This window comes from Kitasatospora sp. NPDC036755 (genome assembly GCF_040636595.1).
GTDB lineage: Bacteria > Actinomycetota > Actinomycetes > Streptomycetales > Streptomycetaceae > Kitasatospora.
This window is the reverse complement of the sequence record NZ_JBEZUT010000013.1, coordinates 1-12,417: the sequence shown is the minus strand read 5'-3', so window position 1 is coordinate 12,417 and position 12,417 is coordinate 1. Positions and strand designations below refer to the sequence as shown.

The 12,417-nt window shown below is 74.4% G+C and carries 8 protein-coding genes; 3 read left to right on the top strand and 5 right to left on the bottom strand.

Features of this window, described 5'->3' with window-relative positions; genetic code table 11:
* Window positions 1-201: 201 nt before the first annotated feature.
* Window positions 202-621 carry a roadblock/LC7 domain-containing protein gene (locus tag AB0E96_RS03480; RefSeq protein WP_049652175.1) on the bottom strand — a complete coding sequence of 140 codons (420 nt, stop codon included), beginning with the start codon at window positions 619-621 and terminating at the stop codon, window positions 202-204.
* The gene (locus AB0E96_RS03475) at window positions 618-3,752 is read right to left on the bottom strand and encodes a nitrate- and nitrite sensing domain-containing protein (RefSeq protein ID WP_359817900.1); all 3,135 of its coding nucleotides are present in this window, start codon (window positions 3,750-3,752) and stop codon (window positions 618-620) included. Before AB0E96_RS03475 ends, AB0E96_RS03480 begins: the two co-directional genes overlap by 4 nt.
* A gap of 519 nt (window positions 3,753-4,271) precedes the next feature.
* On the opposite strand from AB0E96_RS03475, the gene AB0E96_RS03470 reads away from it, so the two are divergent.
* The 3 genes from AB0E96_RS03470 to AB0E96_RS03460 all read left to right on the top strand — a co-directional run bounded on the left by AB0E96_RS03470 (window position 4,272) and on the right by AB0E96_RS03460 (window position 8,953).
* Window positions 4,272-6,098, top strand: a complete 1,827-nt coding sequence (locus AB0E96_RS03470) for an AMP-dependent synthetase/ligase (protein ID WP_359817898.1) — start codon at window positions 4,272-4,274, stop codon at window positions 6,096-6,098.
* Window positions 6,099-6,342: 244 nt separating this feature from the next.
* The gene (locus tag AB0E96_RS03465) at window positions 6,343-7,530 is read left to right on the top strand and encodes a polysaccharide deacetylase family protein (RefSeq protein ID WP_359817896.1); all 1,188 of its coding nucleotides are present in this window, start codon (window positions 6,343-6,345) and stop codon (window positions 7,528-7,530) included.
* 478 nt (window positions 7,531-8,008) lie between these two features.
* Window positions 8,009-8,953, top strand: coding sequence for a nitroreductase/quinone reductase family protein (locus AB0E96_RS03460; RefSeq protein WP_359817894.1), 945 nt, complete (start codon window positions 8,009-8,011; stop codon window positions 8,951-8,953).
* A 60-nt stretch (window positions 8,954-9,013) separates the two neighbouring features.
* On the opposite strand, the gene AB0E96_RS03455 is transcribed toward AB0E96_RS03460, so the two are convergent.
* From AB0E96_RS03455 to AB0E96_RS03445, 3 genes are all read right to left on the bottom strand, one after another.
* Window positions 9,014-9,757, bottom strand: coding sequence for an SGNH/GDSL hydrolase family protein (locus tag AB0E96_RS03455; protein WP_359817973.1), 744 nt, complete (start codon window positions 9,755-9,757; stop codon window positions 9,014-9,016).
* 655 nt (window positions 9,758-10,412) lie between these two features.
* Window positions 10,413-11,069, bottom strand: a complete 657-nt coding sequence (locus tag AB0E96_RS03450) for a hypothetical protein (RefSeq protein WP_359817892.1) — start codon at window positions 11,067-11,069, stop codon at window positions 10,413-10,415.
* 301 nt (window positions 11,070-11,370) lie between these two features.
* Window positions 11,371-12,291, bottom strand: a complete 921-nt coding sequence (locus tag AB0E96_RS03445) for a hypothetical protein (RefSeq protein WP_359817890.1) — start codon at window positions 12,289-12,291, stop codon at window positions 11,371-11,373.
* Window positions 12,292-12,417: the final 126 nt, after the last annotated feature.

Genomic DNA, 12,417 nt, shown 5'->3' with positions numbered 1-12,417 from the left:
CCGAGGCTTCCGGGCCGCCGCGCGGACCGTCCGGACCGTCCGAACCGCCGGCGCCGGCCGGGTCATCCGAGCCGCCCGGGCCGTCGACGGCCTTCGAACCGCCGGCGCCGGACGGCCCGACCGCGCCCACCGGCACCTGGGGGCCGTCCGACGCGTCCGGGCCGTCCGGCACATCCGCCTTCGGATCCGCCATCGGACCGCTCATCTCACCGGCGGGGCGGTTTCGGTGCGCGGCTCGGCGGCCATGTGCTCGCCGACCCGCTTGACCAGCAGCGCCATCTCGTACGCGATCTGGCCGATGTCCGCCTCGGCCTCGCTCAGCACGGCCAGGCAGCTGCCGTCGCCGGCGGCCGTGATGAACAGGAAGGCCTCGTCCAGCTCCACCATGGTCTGCCGGACGCCACCGACCTTGAAGTGCCCGCCGGCGCCCTTCGCCAGGCTGTGGAACCCGGCGGCGACGGCTGCCAGGTGTTCGGCGTCCTCGCGGTCGAGGTCGCGGGAGGCACCGGTGGCCAGGCCGTCGTTGGAGAGGATCACCGCGTGCCGCAGGGCCGCGACGCGCCCCACCAGGTCGTCCAGGAGCCAGTTGAGGTCCCCGGACGACTGCATCGACGTGGTCATGAATCAGTTCCTTCCGCTGGAGCGGGTGGTGCGTGTGGAGCGGGTGGAGCGGGCACTACGGGTGGTTCGGGTACGGCGGGTGGTGCCGGCGCACCGGTGTCCGGGCTCCGGCGGACCGGCTGCCCGGGCGGCACCCGTCGGGCGAGCGGCGCCCGGCCGGTGTCCTGCGGCGCGGGCAGCGCCGCCGGGGCGGGCGCCGGGGCGATCGCCCGCCGGGACCGGTCCGGGGGCTGCCAGGCCGGTACGGCGGTGGGCCGTCCCTTCCCCCGCACGGCACGATCGTCGGGCGTGTCGGGACGATCCGTCAACGGAGCGCCGGGGCGGTCCGCCGGCGCACCGGCGCGGTCCGCGGACGCGCTCGTGCGGTCGGCCGGAGCCGTGGCCCCTCGCCCCCGGGTGAAGCCGCGCTGGAACGAGGCGAAGGTGGCCCGGGCCTCCTCGGGAGAGCGCTCCCGGGCCTCGCGGGCTTCCTGGGCCCCTCCACCGTCGCGGGAGACCCCGCCCTCCCGGCCTGTCAGGCCGTCCCGGGTGTCTCCGGCCGAGGACCCTCCGGCCCCGTCGTCGACCCCGACCCCGTTGCGGAACCGTTCCTTCAGCTGCTCCGTGAGCTGGTCCCTGAGCTGCGGCGCCAGGTTCGCCTGCCGGATCCTCCGGGGCAGGCCGCCCGCCGTCCGGGGCCCGGCATCCACGGGCGGAGCCACAGCGGCCGGGGCGACAGCGGTCGGGACGACAGCGGCCGGAGCCGAGTCGGTCCCGTCGGCCCCGCTGGCACCCTCGACTCCGACACCATCGACTCCGGCACCGTCGACTCCGGCAGCCGCGACGGCCGCCTCGGCCGCCGCCACGACGACGTCCTCCCGCCGGTGCCGCCCCGTCCCCGGCGCGTCCTCGGTGTCCACCGCGGGCGCGGGGACCAGTACCGGTCCGCCCTTGCTCCGCGAGACCCGGCGCGGCAGCCCGCCCGCCGTACGGCCCGTGTCCGGTGCGGACGGCCGCGGCCCGCCCGTCGTCCCGCGGTGCCTGCCTCCCACGCCATCGCCGGCGCCGGCGCCCGTGCCCGTGCCCGCAAGTCCTCCGGCCCCGGTCCTGGCCGCGCCACCCGCACCGGCGGAACCGGCCGCGGACGCCGAGCGGGAGCCGCCTCCCGACCCGGGCACCGCGACCAGGTCGCGCTGGACGCGTCGACCGCCCGCCGCGGACCGCTTCCCCGCCGCGCCCGGCTCCGGCATCCCGTCCGGCGCCTCCGCGAGCAGCTCGCGCGGGATCAGCACCACCGCCGTCGTCCCGCCGTACGGGGACGGCCGCAGGTGCACCCGGATGCCGTGCCGCCGGGCCAGTCGGCTGACCACGAACAGGCCCAGGCGGTCGGTGTCGGCGAGGTCGAACTCCTGCTCCACGGCGAGGCGTTCGTTGATCTCGGCGAGCAGCTGCTCGCTCAGCCCGAGGCCCCGGTCGTCGATCTCCAGTGCGAAGCCGTGCGCCACCACCTCGCCCTGGACGGTGACCTGGGTGTTCGGCGGGGAGAACACCGCGGCGTTCTCGACGAGTTCGGCGACCAGGTGGGTGACGTCCGCGACGGCGCTGCCGAGCAGACCGGTGCCGGGGAACGGCCGGACGATCACCCGGGCGTAGTCCTCGACCTCGCCGACCGCCGCCCGGACGACGTCCACCATCCGGACCGGCTTGCGCCAGGCGCGCCCGGGCGAGCCGCCGGCCAGGATGATCAGACCCTCGGCGTGCCGGCGCATGCGGGTGGTGAGGTGGTCGACCTTGAACAGGTCCTCCAGCTCCGCCGGGTCCTCGGTGCGGCGCTCCATGGTGTCGAGCAGGGTGAGCTGGCGGTGCAGCAGCACCTGGCTGCGCCGGGCCAGGTTGACGAAGACCGCCGAGACCCCGCGCCGCAGCTCGGCCTGTTCGACGGCGGCCTCGACGGCGGCCCGCTGCACCGCGTTGAACGCCTGGCCGACCTGGCCTATCTCGGCGTCCCCGAAGTGCAGCTCCGGGGCTTCGCTGGCCACGTCCACCGGCTCGCCCCGGCGCAGCCGCAGCATGACGGACGGCAGCCGGGTGCCGGCCAGCTCGTCGGCCGCGTTGCGCAGGCCGATCAGCTCGCGGGCCAGGCCCCGGCCGATCCGGAACGAGATCATGATCGACAGCACCACGGCGACCAGGCCGACGGCACCGGCGATGCCGCCGCGCCACAGCAGCCCGATCGAGGCGGAGTGCGCGCGCTCGTCCAGCCCGGTGGAGATCCGGCTGTTGATCGAGGCGAGGTCGCCGAGCGAGCGGTCCGCGGTCTCCCGCCAGGAGTCGCCGTTGAGCGCCTGGACCACCCGGTCGGGGCCGCCGGCGCCGATGAAGTCCGCCTCGGCGCGGGCCAGCGCGCCCCAGGCCTCGCCGCCGCGCAGCGCGTTGTAGTCGGACTGGTCGGCGGGGTCGAGCTCGGCGACGTAGACGGTGAACAGCGCCTGCTGGTTGTGCAGGGCGTCCAGCGCGACCTGGTACTGCTCGGCGGTGGGCTTGGCGGCGCCGGTGCGCAGGCCCTCCATCGCCGCGTCCTCCTGCGACAGGTACTCGCGGGCGCGCACCAGCTCGATCAGGATGGTTCCCTGACGCGGGAGTTGGCCGCTCTGCCGGGCGACGTAGGCGGACCGGAAGCCGAACACCGGCTTGACCAGGTCGCTGTACTGCCCCAGCGCGAACTCCCAGTTCAGCGCGGAGCGGCCGATCTGGGCGCGCAGCGGGCCGATCTGGTCGGCGGCGGCGATGATCTGCACGAAGCGGCCGCGCTGCGGGGCGGAGAGCTTTCCCGCCGGGCCGTCCTTCATCTGCCGCAGCACCTCCAGGCTGCGGTCGGTGGCGGCCTTGGCCCGCTCGTAGGCCTCCTGGGCGGCCGGCGAGCGCGGGTCGGCCAGCCGCTGGACGGCGGCGCGGCGCTCGTTCTGCAGGTCGCCGGTGTACCGGTCGACCGGGCCCGCGAACTCCTTGTACGTACGGCTGATCCCGAGCTGGTTCCAGACGTCCCCCGTGGTGGCGATCGTCGCGTAGGCCCACAGGGCGGTGAGCGCGACGATGGGCACCAGGAGCAGCGCGATGATCTTCGCGCGGATCGAGCTGCTGCGCAGACGCATGGAGTCCTCGGTCGGGAAGTGCCAGGCGCGGACGGGGAGCGGGGGTGGTAGCGGTGCGGGTGTCGGGCGGTGGGGAGCGGTACGGCGTCGGGCGACGGAGTGACGGAGTGGGAGCGGTGCTGCGCCGGGCGGCGTGGAGGGCGCCGGGGAAGGGTCGGAGGAGGGGTTCCCGGCCACAGGTCTGCGCGACTCTACTACGCCGTCACCGCTCGTTCGAGGGGCGAACCAGTTCATCGACCGGTCTCGTCCCGCACACGTCAGGAACCGGTCGCCCCCTCCCCCGCTCCAGGTCCGGAGGGTCCGCCGGTGCCCGTGAGGGCGGAATCGCCCCGCCGGGACGCGGCACCGGCGCGGAGCCCGCTTCCCGCGCGAATCCTCCCCCGTGCCTCCCCACGCACGACACCACCGGAGGGTGACCGTGCCGATCTCGTCGTGTCACCGCCACAACCCTGGGCAGTGACAGGGTGATCCGATAGTTTCGGCCCACCCCGTACTACCGGCACCGAACTGGGGAGGACTGTGCGCGAGTTCACCACCCCCGCCCCGGCCGCGCCCGAGGCCACCGGAGGACTCGCCGACTCCCTCTACGACACCGCCGAGCACGCTCCCGAGCTCGTCCAGTTGTCCCGGCGGGACGGGGACGGGCAGTGGCGGGACGTCACCGCCCGGGAGTTCCGGGCCCAGGTGCTGGCCCTGGCCAAGGGCCTGCTCACCCAGGGCGTGCGCTACGGCGACCGGGTCGCCCTGATGTCCCGCACCCGCTACGAATGGACGCTGTTCGACTACGCACTCTGGTCGATCGGTGCCATCACCGTGCCCGTCTACCCCACCGCCTCCCCCGAGCAGGTCCGCTGGATCCTCGCTGAGACCCAGGCCGTGGCCTGCCTGGTCGAGGACGAGGACGCCGCGATGACGGTCGGCGCGGTCTGCGACGCGCTGCCCGACCTCACCGGCATCTGGCAGCTGGACCGCGACTGCGTCGCCGCGATCAGCGAGGACGGCCAGGGCGTGCCCGACGCCCTGGTGCACCGCCAGCGCCTCGGCGTCGCCGCCGAGAACATCGCCACGGTCGTCTACACCTCGGGCACCACCGGCCGCCCCAAGGGCTGCCTGATCACCCACGCCAACCTGGCCGCCGAGGCCGACGCCCTGCTCGCCGGCTGGGGCGACGTCCTGCGCGACACCGGCGGCGGACATCCCGCCACCCTGCTGTTCCTCCCGTTGGCGCACGTCTACGGGCGGGCCGTGCAGATCGCGGCGATCCGCGGCGGGTTCCGGATCGGGCACATCCCCGAGGTCTCCACCGACGCGCTGCTGCCCGCTCTGGAGACCTTCCGCCCGACCTTCCTGCACGCCGTCCCGTACGTCTTCGAGAAGCTCTTCCAGCAGGCCCGGCGGGCCGCCGAGGACGCCGGGCGCGGCGAACTCTTCGAACAGGCCCGGCAGGTGGCCGTCGACTGGGCCGCCGCCCGGGAGCAGAAGGCCTTCGGACGCGGCCCCGGCCCCGGCGCGGCCCTGCGGCTGCGCCACCTCGCGTACGAGCGGACCGTCTACCCGCGGCTGCGGGCGGTGCTCGGCGGCCGGGTGCGCAGCGTGATGTGCGGCGGCTCCACGCTCCGGCGCGAGCTGGGACTGTTCTTCACCGGCGCCGGCCTCCAGCTGTACGAGGGCTACGGGTTGACCGAGACCACCGCCGCGATCACGGCCAATCCGCCCGGCCGGCAGAAGCTCGGCACGGTCGGACAGCCGGTGCCGGGCGCCTCGGTGGCGATCGCCGACGACGGCGAGGTGTGGGTGCGCGGCGGTTCGGTCTTCGGCGGCTACCTCAACCACCCGCGGTGCACGGCCGAGTCCCTGGTCGACGGCTGGTTCGCGACCGGCGACCTGGGCCGGCTGGACGAGGACGGCTACCTCAGCATCACCGGGCGCAAGAAGGACCTGATCGTCACCAGCAGCGGCAAGAACCTGGCTCCGGCGGCCCTGGAGGAACGGGTCGAGGCGCACCCCCTCGTCTCCCAGTGCCTGGTGGTGGGCGACGACCGGCCGTACGTGGCCGCGCTGATCACACTCGACCCGGCGGCGCTGGCGCACTGGCTGAAGACCCACGGGCGGGAGCAGTCGGACCCGTGGACGGCGCTCGCGGACGAGGAGCTGCACGTGGAGGTCCAGCGTGCGGTGGCGGCCGCCAACACGGCCGTCTCGCGGGCCGAGTCGATCCGCGCCTTCCGGCTGCTGCCACGGGAGTTCAGCGAGGAGCAGGGGCTGCTGACCCCCTCCCTCAAGCTGCGTCGCGGGGCGATCGCCGCGCACTACGCGGCAGACATCGAGGAGCTGTACCGGTCCTGAACCGGGCCGGCGGGCGGGTTCCCTGACGAAGCGTCTTGTCCCCCCGCTCCGCACGACGGGCGGCGGCCGGGGTTCATCCGCCGTTCCCTTGACGGCCCGATTGGTCTAGTCCATTGTTGCGACGATCCAGAGTTCCACGGTCCGATTCCACTCACGCCCTCCCCACGGGCGTACCCCCACCTGCTGGAGTCCTCACGTGTCGATGTCCACGCGCCTCTTCGCGCGCTCTTCCGCGCGCCCTTCCGTGTGCTCTTCCGCGCGCCCTTCCGTCCCCCTGCCCCTGCGCCTGTCCGCGCTGGCCGCCTCGGTCACGCTGCTCACCGGGCTCGCCGCCCCGGCGGCCACCGCCGACCCCGGCCCCGGCCTCGCACCCGCCGTCACCGACGGCCCGAGCGCCCAGGCCGTGCCGACCGTCAACCTCGCCACCAATCCCGGGTTCGAGGCCCCCTCCCCCGACCTCGCCGACTGGGGCAGCATCCCCGGCTGGAGCTGCACCGGCGGTCCGGCCGAAGCGGCCGTCACCGCCACCGCCCCGCACACCGGCACCTCCGCGCTGACCGTCACCCCGGCGAACCCCGACTCCACCGGGGAATGCGCCCAGACCGTCGCGGTCCAGCCCAACACCACCTACACGGCCTCCGCCTGGGTGCGCGGCGACTTCGTCCACCTCGGCGCCACCGGCACCGGCAAGGACGTCGCACCCGCCTGGACGGAGACCACCCACGGCGGCTGGCAGCGGCTGAGCACCCGGTTCACCACCGGCCCGAACGCGCGCAGCATCCGGCTCTACGTCCACGGCTGGTACCAGCAGGGCCCGTTCTCCGTGGACGACGTCCGGGTGGACGGCCCCGCGCCCGCCCCGGCCGCGCCCGCGGGCTCCGTCGCCACCAGCGACAAGGTCGTCTTCTTCACCGTCGACGACGGCTGGCAGCGCACCCCCGAGGCCGAACGGTTCATCGCCGACCACCGGCTGCCGATCACCGCCTTCCCGCTGCCGATGCCGGCCGCCACCGACCCGGCCTTCTTCAAGCGGGTCACCGCCGTGCCCGGCTCCTCGATCCAGGACCACAGCGTCTCCCACACCGACCTCACCACGCTCCCGCTGGAGCGGCAGCAGGTCGAGATCTGCGACGCCCGTGACTCCATGACCCGCCTCTTCGGCACCGCACCGACGTTCTTCCGCCCGCCCTACTTCACATGGAACGCCGACACCCTGCAGGCCGCCGCCAACTGCGGCATCCGCACCGTGCTCACCGCCGACGCGGACTTCAGCTGGGGCGCCTCCAACATCTGGCACCCGGGCCTGCTGCAGCCGGGCGACGTCGTGCTGGTGCACTGGACCGACACCCTCGCCGCCGACCTCCAGCGCGCCCTCACCGCCGCCGACGCCGCCGGACTCAAGCCGGCCGGCCTGGTGGACTACCTCCGCTGACGACCGCCGTCCCACCCCGGAGCGCCGCCGCCCCCTCCCGGGCGGCGGCGCTCCGCCGTCCGACGCGGGTGATCGTTGACAGCGCGTCCGCCGCCTGGCTCTAATGGGGGCGTGCAGCGCGGCGTCGGCCACAGAGCAGTGGGCCGGCCGACAGCCGAGCGAGCACCCTTCCGAAGGGACGATGCGCGATGAGCACTCTCTCCGCTTCCCTGATCTGACGCCCGGCGGTCACCACGGTTCCCGTGCGCGAACCGCTGCCGGTGTCCCGTGCCCGAGTCCTGTGTCCTGATGTCCTGCGTCCTGTGTTCGACGCATCGCGGCTGGCGGCTGGCGGCTGGCGGCTGGCGGCTGGCGGCTGGCGGCTGGCAACCCGACGGTCGCCGGGTGGGCGACCGGCCGCACCACCGGCTCCGACACGGCACCGGAACCGCGGGTGACCGCGACCACCCCTTCCTCTCCGGAGATCCAGCACACACCCATGCCCATGTCCTTCGAATCCTTCAACCTGAATGTCATCGAGGAGTTCCGCGCCAACGGCGGGCGGGTCGGCGGCCCGTTCGAGGGCGGCGACCTGCTGTTGTTGACCACCGCCGGGGCACGCTCCGGGCGGCCGCACACCGTGCCGCTCGGGTACGTCCGGGCGGAGGGGCTGCTCCTGGTCGTCGCCTCGGCGGCCGGGGCGCCGGAACACCCCCAGTGGTACCGCAACCTCCTCGCCCACCCGGTGGTCCGGGTCGAACTCGGCACCGAGGCCTTCGACACCGTCGCCGCACCCGCCGAAGGCGACCGCCGGGAACGGTTGTTCGCCGCCGTCGTCCGGCAGGCTCCCGGCTACGGCGACTACCAGGAGCACACCGACCGGGAGTTGCCGGTCGTCGTCCTGGAACGGCCCGATCCGCCGGCCGGCGGCCCGGCCCCGGTGGTGCGCAGCCTCGCCGACAAGCTGCTGGAGGCGCACACCTGGCTGCGCGCGCAACTGCGCCTCGTACGGGAGGAGGCGCACGCCCAGGCCCCGGGCCGACCGGCCACGCTCGGGCTGCAACTGCGTCGGCACTGCCTGTCCTTCTGCGACGGGCTGACGCACCACCACACCGGCGAGGACACCGCGATCTTCCCCGCCCTCCGGCGCAGCCATCCGGAGCTGGCCGACGTCCTCGCGCGGCTCGACGAGCAGCACCGGACCATCGGACGGATCAAGGAGGAGCTGGTGGCCCTGCTGGCCGGGATCGAGGTCACCGAACCGGGGCGCCTCCGCCAGGAGTTGGACCGGATGTCCGCCGAACTGGAGGCACACCTGGACTTCGAGGAGGCGGAACTGCTACCGGTCCTCGCCGGGATCCCCTTCCCGCCGACCGGGGCGGCAGCACCGGGGCCCGCCACGACCGGACCGGCGAGCAGCGGACCTCCACCGACCGGGGGCTGAAACGGCGCTGCCGCCGTCCGCCCCCGGGCCCGGGAGTGGACGGCGGCCTGCGGCGGTCCGTCAGGACGCGGTGAACACCGGGAGGTAGCCACCCGCGTGGCCGGCCGCCTTCGGGTGGTAGCTCTCGTCGACCGGCAGGGTGGTGCTGTTCAGCCAGGTGGTCTGCGAGCCGCAGATCTCGTGCTCGGTGAAGATGCTGCGGACGTCGCCGAAGGCGAAGCCGGCGTTGGCGGCCCGCTTGGCGAGGACGCCGTCCAGGGTGTCGGCCGCGCCGTTGATGGCGGCGCGCTTGGTGTCGCCGATGCCGAAGATGCAGCTGCCGCCGACCTTGTAGATGTGCGGGTAGCCCATCACCACGACGTGGGCCTTCGGGGACTTGGCCTTGATCGCGGAGTACACCTTGTCCAGCTGGGCGGGCAGGGTGTTGGTGGCGTAGCTCTTGGCCGTGTTGACGGCGTTGACGCAGTCGGTGTCAGAGCCGAGGACACAGGTCTGCATGGTGTCGGCGAAGCCCGCGTCGTTGCCGCCGACCGAGATGCTGACCAGCGTGGTGCTGGCATCCAGGGCGGAGATCTGGCTGTTGAGGATGTCACCCGTCTTGGCACCCGAACAGGCCACGAACTTGAAGGAGGACGGCGCGTGCGCGTTCTTCCAGAGGTACGCGTACGCGTTGGTGCTGCGCTTGCAGCTGCCGCTGTCGCTCAGGTAGCTGCCGGCGCCGACGCCGGAGGAGTACGAGTCGCCGAGGGCCACGTAGTTGGCGCCGGCGGCGTTCGCGGACGACGCGGCGAAGAGCGTCGTCATGGTGAGGCCTGCAGCTATGGCGGCGATGGACAGGGCGCGGGCAGGACGGATCATCACAGCTCCAGTGGGGTGGCGTGGTGAGGGTCACAGAAGTGATACCAGGCAGTAGCCAAACCCGGAAGCGGTCATGCCAAGGATATTGACGGGCCGTCCGCTAGCCCGGAGATGAACTGCCGCTGACACTGCGTGATTTCACGCAGGTCAGCAGGGGTGCAGGGTGACGCGCGTAGCGCGGCTCGGACGGACCGGCAACTTGCAGAAATTCCATGCAAGATAAGCGGGGGGCCGCCGCCCGGCCATCGCCGGGTCAGATTCCGATCAGGAGTCAGCGGATGCAGGGGGGGGCCGATGGCACCCGTCGGGGAATGCCGGAAGGTGGGCCAAAAGGGGCATCGGCAGCCCCCCGGAATTCACCGTTGCGGCCGAGCCGTTCCGTGCGTCCGATGTTGACGTCGGCCACGGCGACGCGCGCCGGAACCGCCCTGCGAACGGCGACAGGTTCGGGCCCGCGTGCCGTAACGTCAGGGCGGCGAGCCGACACGGCGTTCCGGGCCAAGGGCGGGACGGAGACAGGGCGTCAGAGACAGGACATCAGGGACAGGACGCCGACGGCAGGGCGCCGGGACGTCCCGCGGGAGGACGGCGGCGCGCGCGCTCAGCCGTGCGCGCCGGAATGACCACCGCCGGAGTGCAGTGCGCCCTGGTACACGGCACCTCGGGAGACCGTGCAGCCCTCGACCGGCAGCTCCTCGATCGCCTCGTTCGCGGCCACGGGCACACCCAGCCGGCGTGCGGCGGTGGCGACCGCCACCCGGGCCTGCCGCAGCCCGGGCGCGCCCCAGCCGAGCAGCTCGACGGCGAGGCCCGGCGCGACCAGCAGCCGCCGGTAGTGCCGGCCCGAGGCCGGATCGGCCGCGCTCGGGCCGACCGCCCGCAGCGCCGCCGCCATCCGGACCCGCGCGCACTCGTGCCCGCCGTTGGCCGAACCGACCCGGTCGTACAGGTAACCGAGGTAGTACGGCCCGCCGATCAGGGCCTGCGCCTCCTCGGCCGCCTCCCGCGCCAGGGCGGCCGCCGGATCCCCGCCGTCCTCCGGCTCCAGCGAGCCGCCGGGCAGTGAGCAGATCCCGTCCCGGGGGTTCACCAGCGTCAGCACCCGCCCGTCCGGCGCGAACAGCCACCCCCAGGACTGCTTGACCGGCAGCCCCTCGGGCACCTGCTCGCCCGCCCGCCACGGCCAACCCGCCGTGGGGCGACGCCGCACCTTCCCGAGCAGCTCGGCGATCTCCGCGCTGTACTCGATCGGGCTCATGCTCTCGCCCCGCAGCGCCCGGTGGGGACTCCCGCCCCTGCGCACCCCCCGGCGCCGAGCTCGCTCCGCTCGTTCATCCGTCCCCCTCTCGCTGTCGGGCTCCGCCGGACCGGCGGTGCGCGGGAGGACCTGCAGGGCGCGGTACGGAGCGGCGGGAACGGCGGCGTGGGGCACCGCGCGTTCCTGCTGTTGATCTTCTCCGAATCTTCCCCGAACAGGCGGTCGATGAACAGTCCCCAGCGCCGCATGGTGGATAGGGAAGCGGTGAACCCGGCGAATGCGGAGACGGCGGACGTCCGGATCACCCCAGCGGCCCACCCCCTTCCGCCGCCCCCTGGAAGGCGGGCAGCGGGAAGCCGGGCAGCGGCTCCACCCCGGGCGGGAAGGGCAGCCCGCGCGCGGCGTCGTCGGCCAGTTCGTCGAACACCTCGTGCGCGGTCATCGGCCGCAACCGCCCGCCGGTCAACGCCCAGCCGAGCACCGGCGGCCGGGGCACGGCAGCACCGGCCGGGGAGGCGGCCGGACCACCGGGCGGAGCGGACCGGCCCTCGGCCCGGCCGACCGCCCGTACGCCCACCGCGGGATCTCCGTGCAGCAGCAGCGCACCTTCCCCGCCCAGGGCGACCCCCGCCGCGAGCGTGACGCAGAACGCCTCGGCGTCCCGCCCGGCGGGGTGGAGCCGGCCGTCCTCCACGCAGACGTCCACCGCCGAGGTGAGCTCCTCACCGTCCTCCGGGCCGTGGCAGCGCAGCGTCAGCAGGTGGCGCCCCTCCCCCGCGCCCTCGGCGAGCGCCAGGTAGACCGACGTCACGTACCGCATCACGGCCGCCATCCGGAACTGCCCCGCGGGGTCGTCGCCGACCGCGTCCAGCAGGGCCGCGCAGGCCACGGACATCCGCACCCGCGCCCGGTGGTCGTCCAGCAGCACGGGGACCAGCTCGGCCAGCCGCTCCCCCGCGTAGACGAACGGCTCCCCCGCCAGCTCCGGATCGCCCGCGTAGGCGACCCGGGCCGAGGGCATCCGGGGATCGAGGCCGAGCGCCTCGCAGTAGTCCTCGAAGTCGCCCGCCTCCAGGACCCGCAGGTGCACCTCCAGCCCCTGCCGGTGCAGCGCCGTGAGCTGCTCCTCTGCCCGCCGCAAGTAGGCCTGGTGCCCGAGCCCGCCGAACAGCCCGTACCGCGCCAACCCGGCGAAGTCCCCGGCATCGACGGCCAGGGCCACCGCCACCGGCTGGGGCGGCGGCGCGCCCCGGACCCGCCCACCGTACCCGGCCGCACGAGCCCCACCCCCTCCCGCACGCGCACCCCGCGGCCGCCCCCCCCCGGGCGGCACCACCCCCGAGGGGCC

Coding starts and splice junctions, on each gene's coding strand:
- AB0E96_RS03480 (WP_049652175.1), bottom strand. CDS start 621: ATGACCACGTCGATGCAGTCGTCCGGGGACCTCAACTGGCTCCTGGAC.
- AB0E96_RS03475 (WP_359817900.1), bottom strand. CDS start 3,752: ATGCGTCTGCGCAGCAGCTCGATCCGCGCGAAGATCATCGCGCTGCTC.
- AB0E96_RS03460 (WP_359817894.1), top strand. CDS start 8,009: ATGCCCATGTCCTTCGAATCCTTCAACCTGAATGTCATCGAGGAGTTC.
- AB0E96_RS03455 (WP_359817973.1), bottom strand. CDS start 9,757: ATGACGACGCTCTTCGCCGCGTCGTCCGCGAACGCCGCCGGCGCCAAC.
- AB0E96_RS03450 (WP_359817892.1), bottom strand. CDS start 11,069: ATGAGCCCGATCGAGTACAGCGCGGAGATCGCCGAGCTGCTCGGGAAG.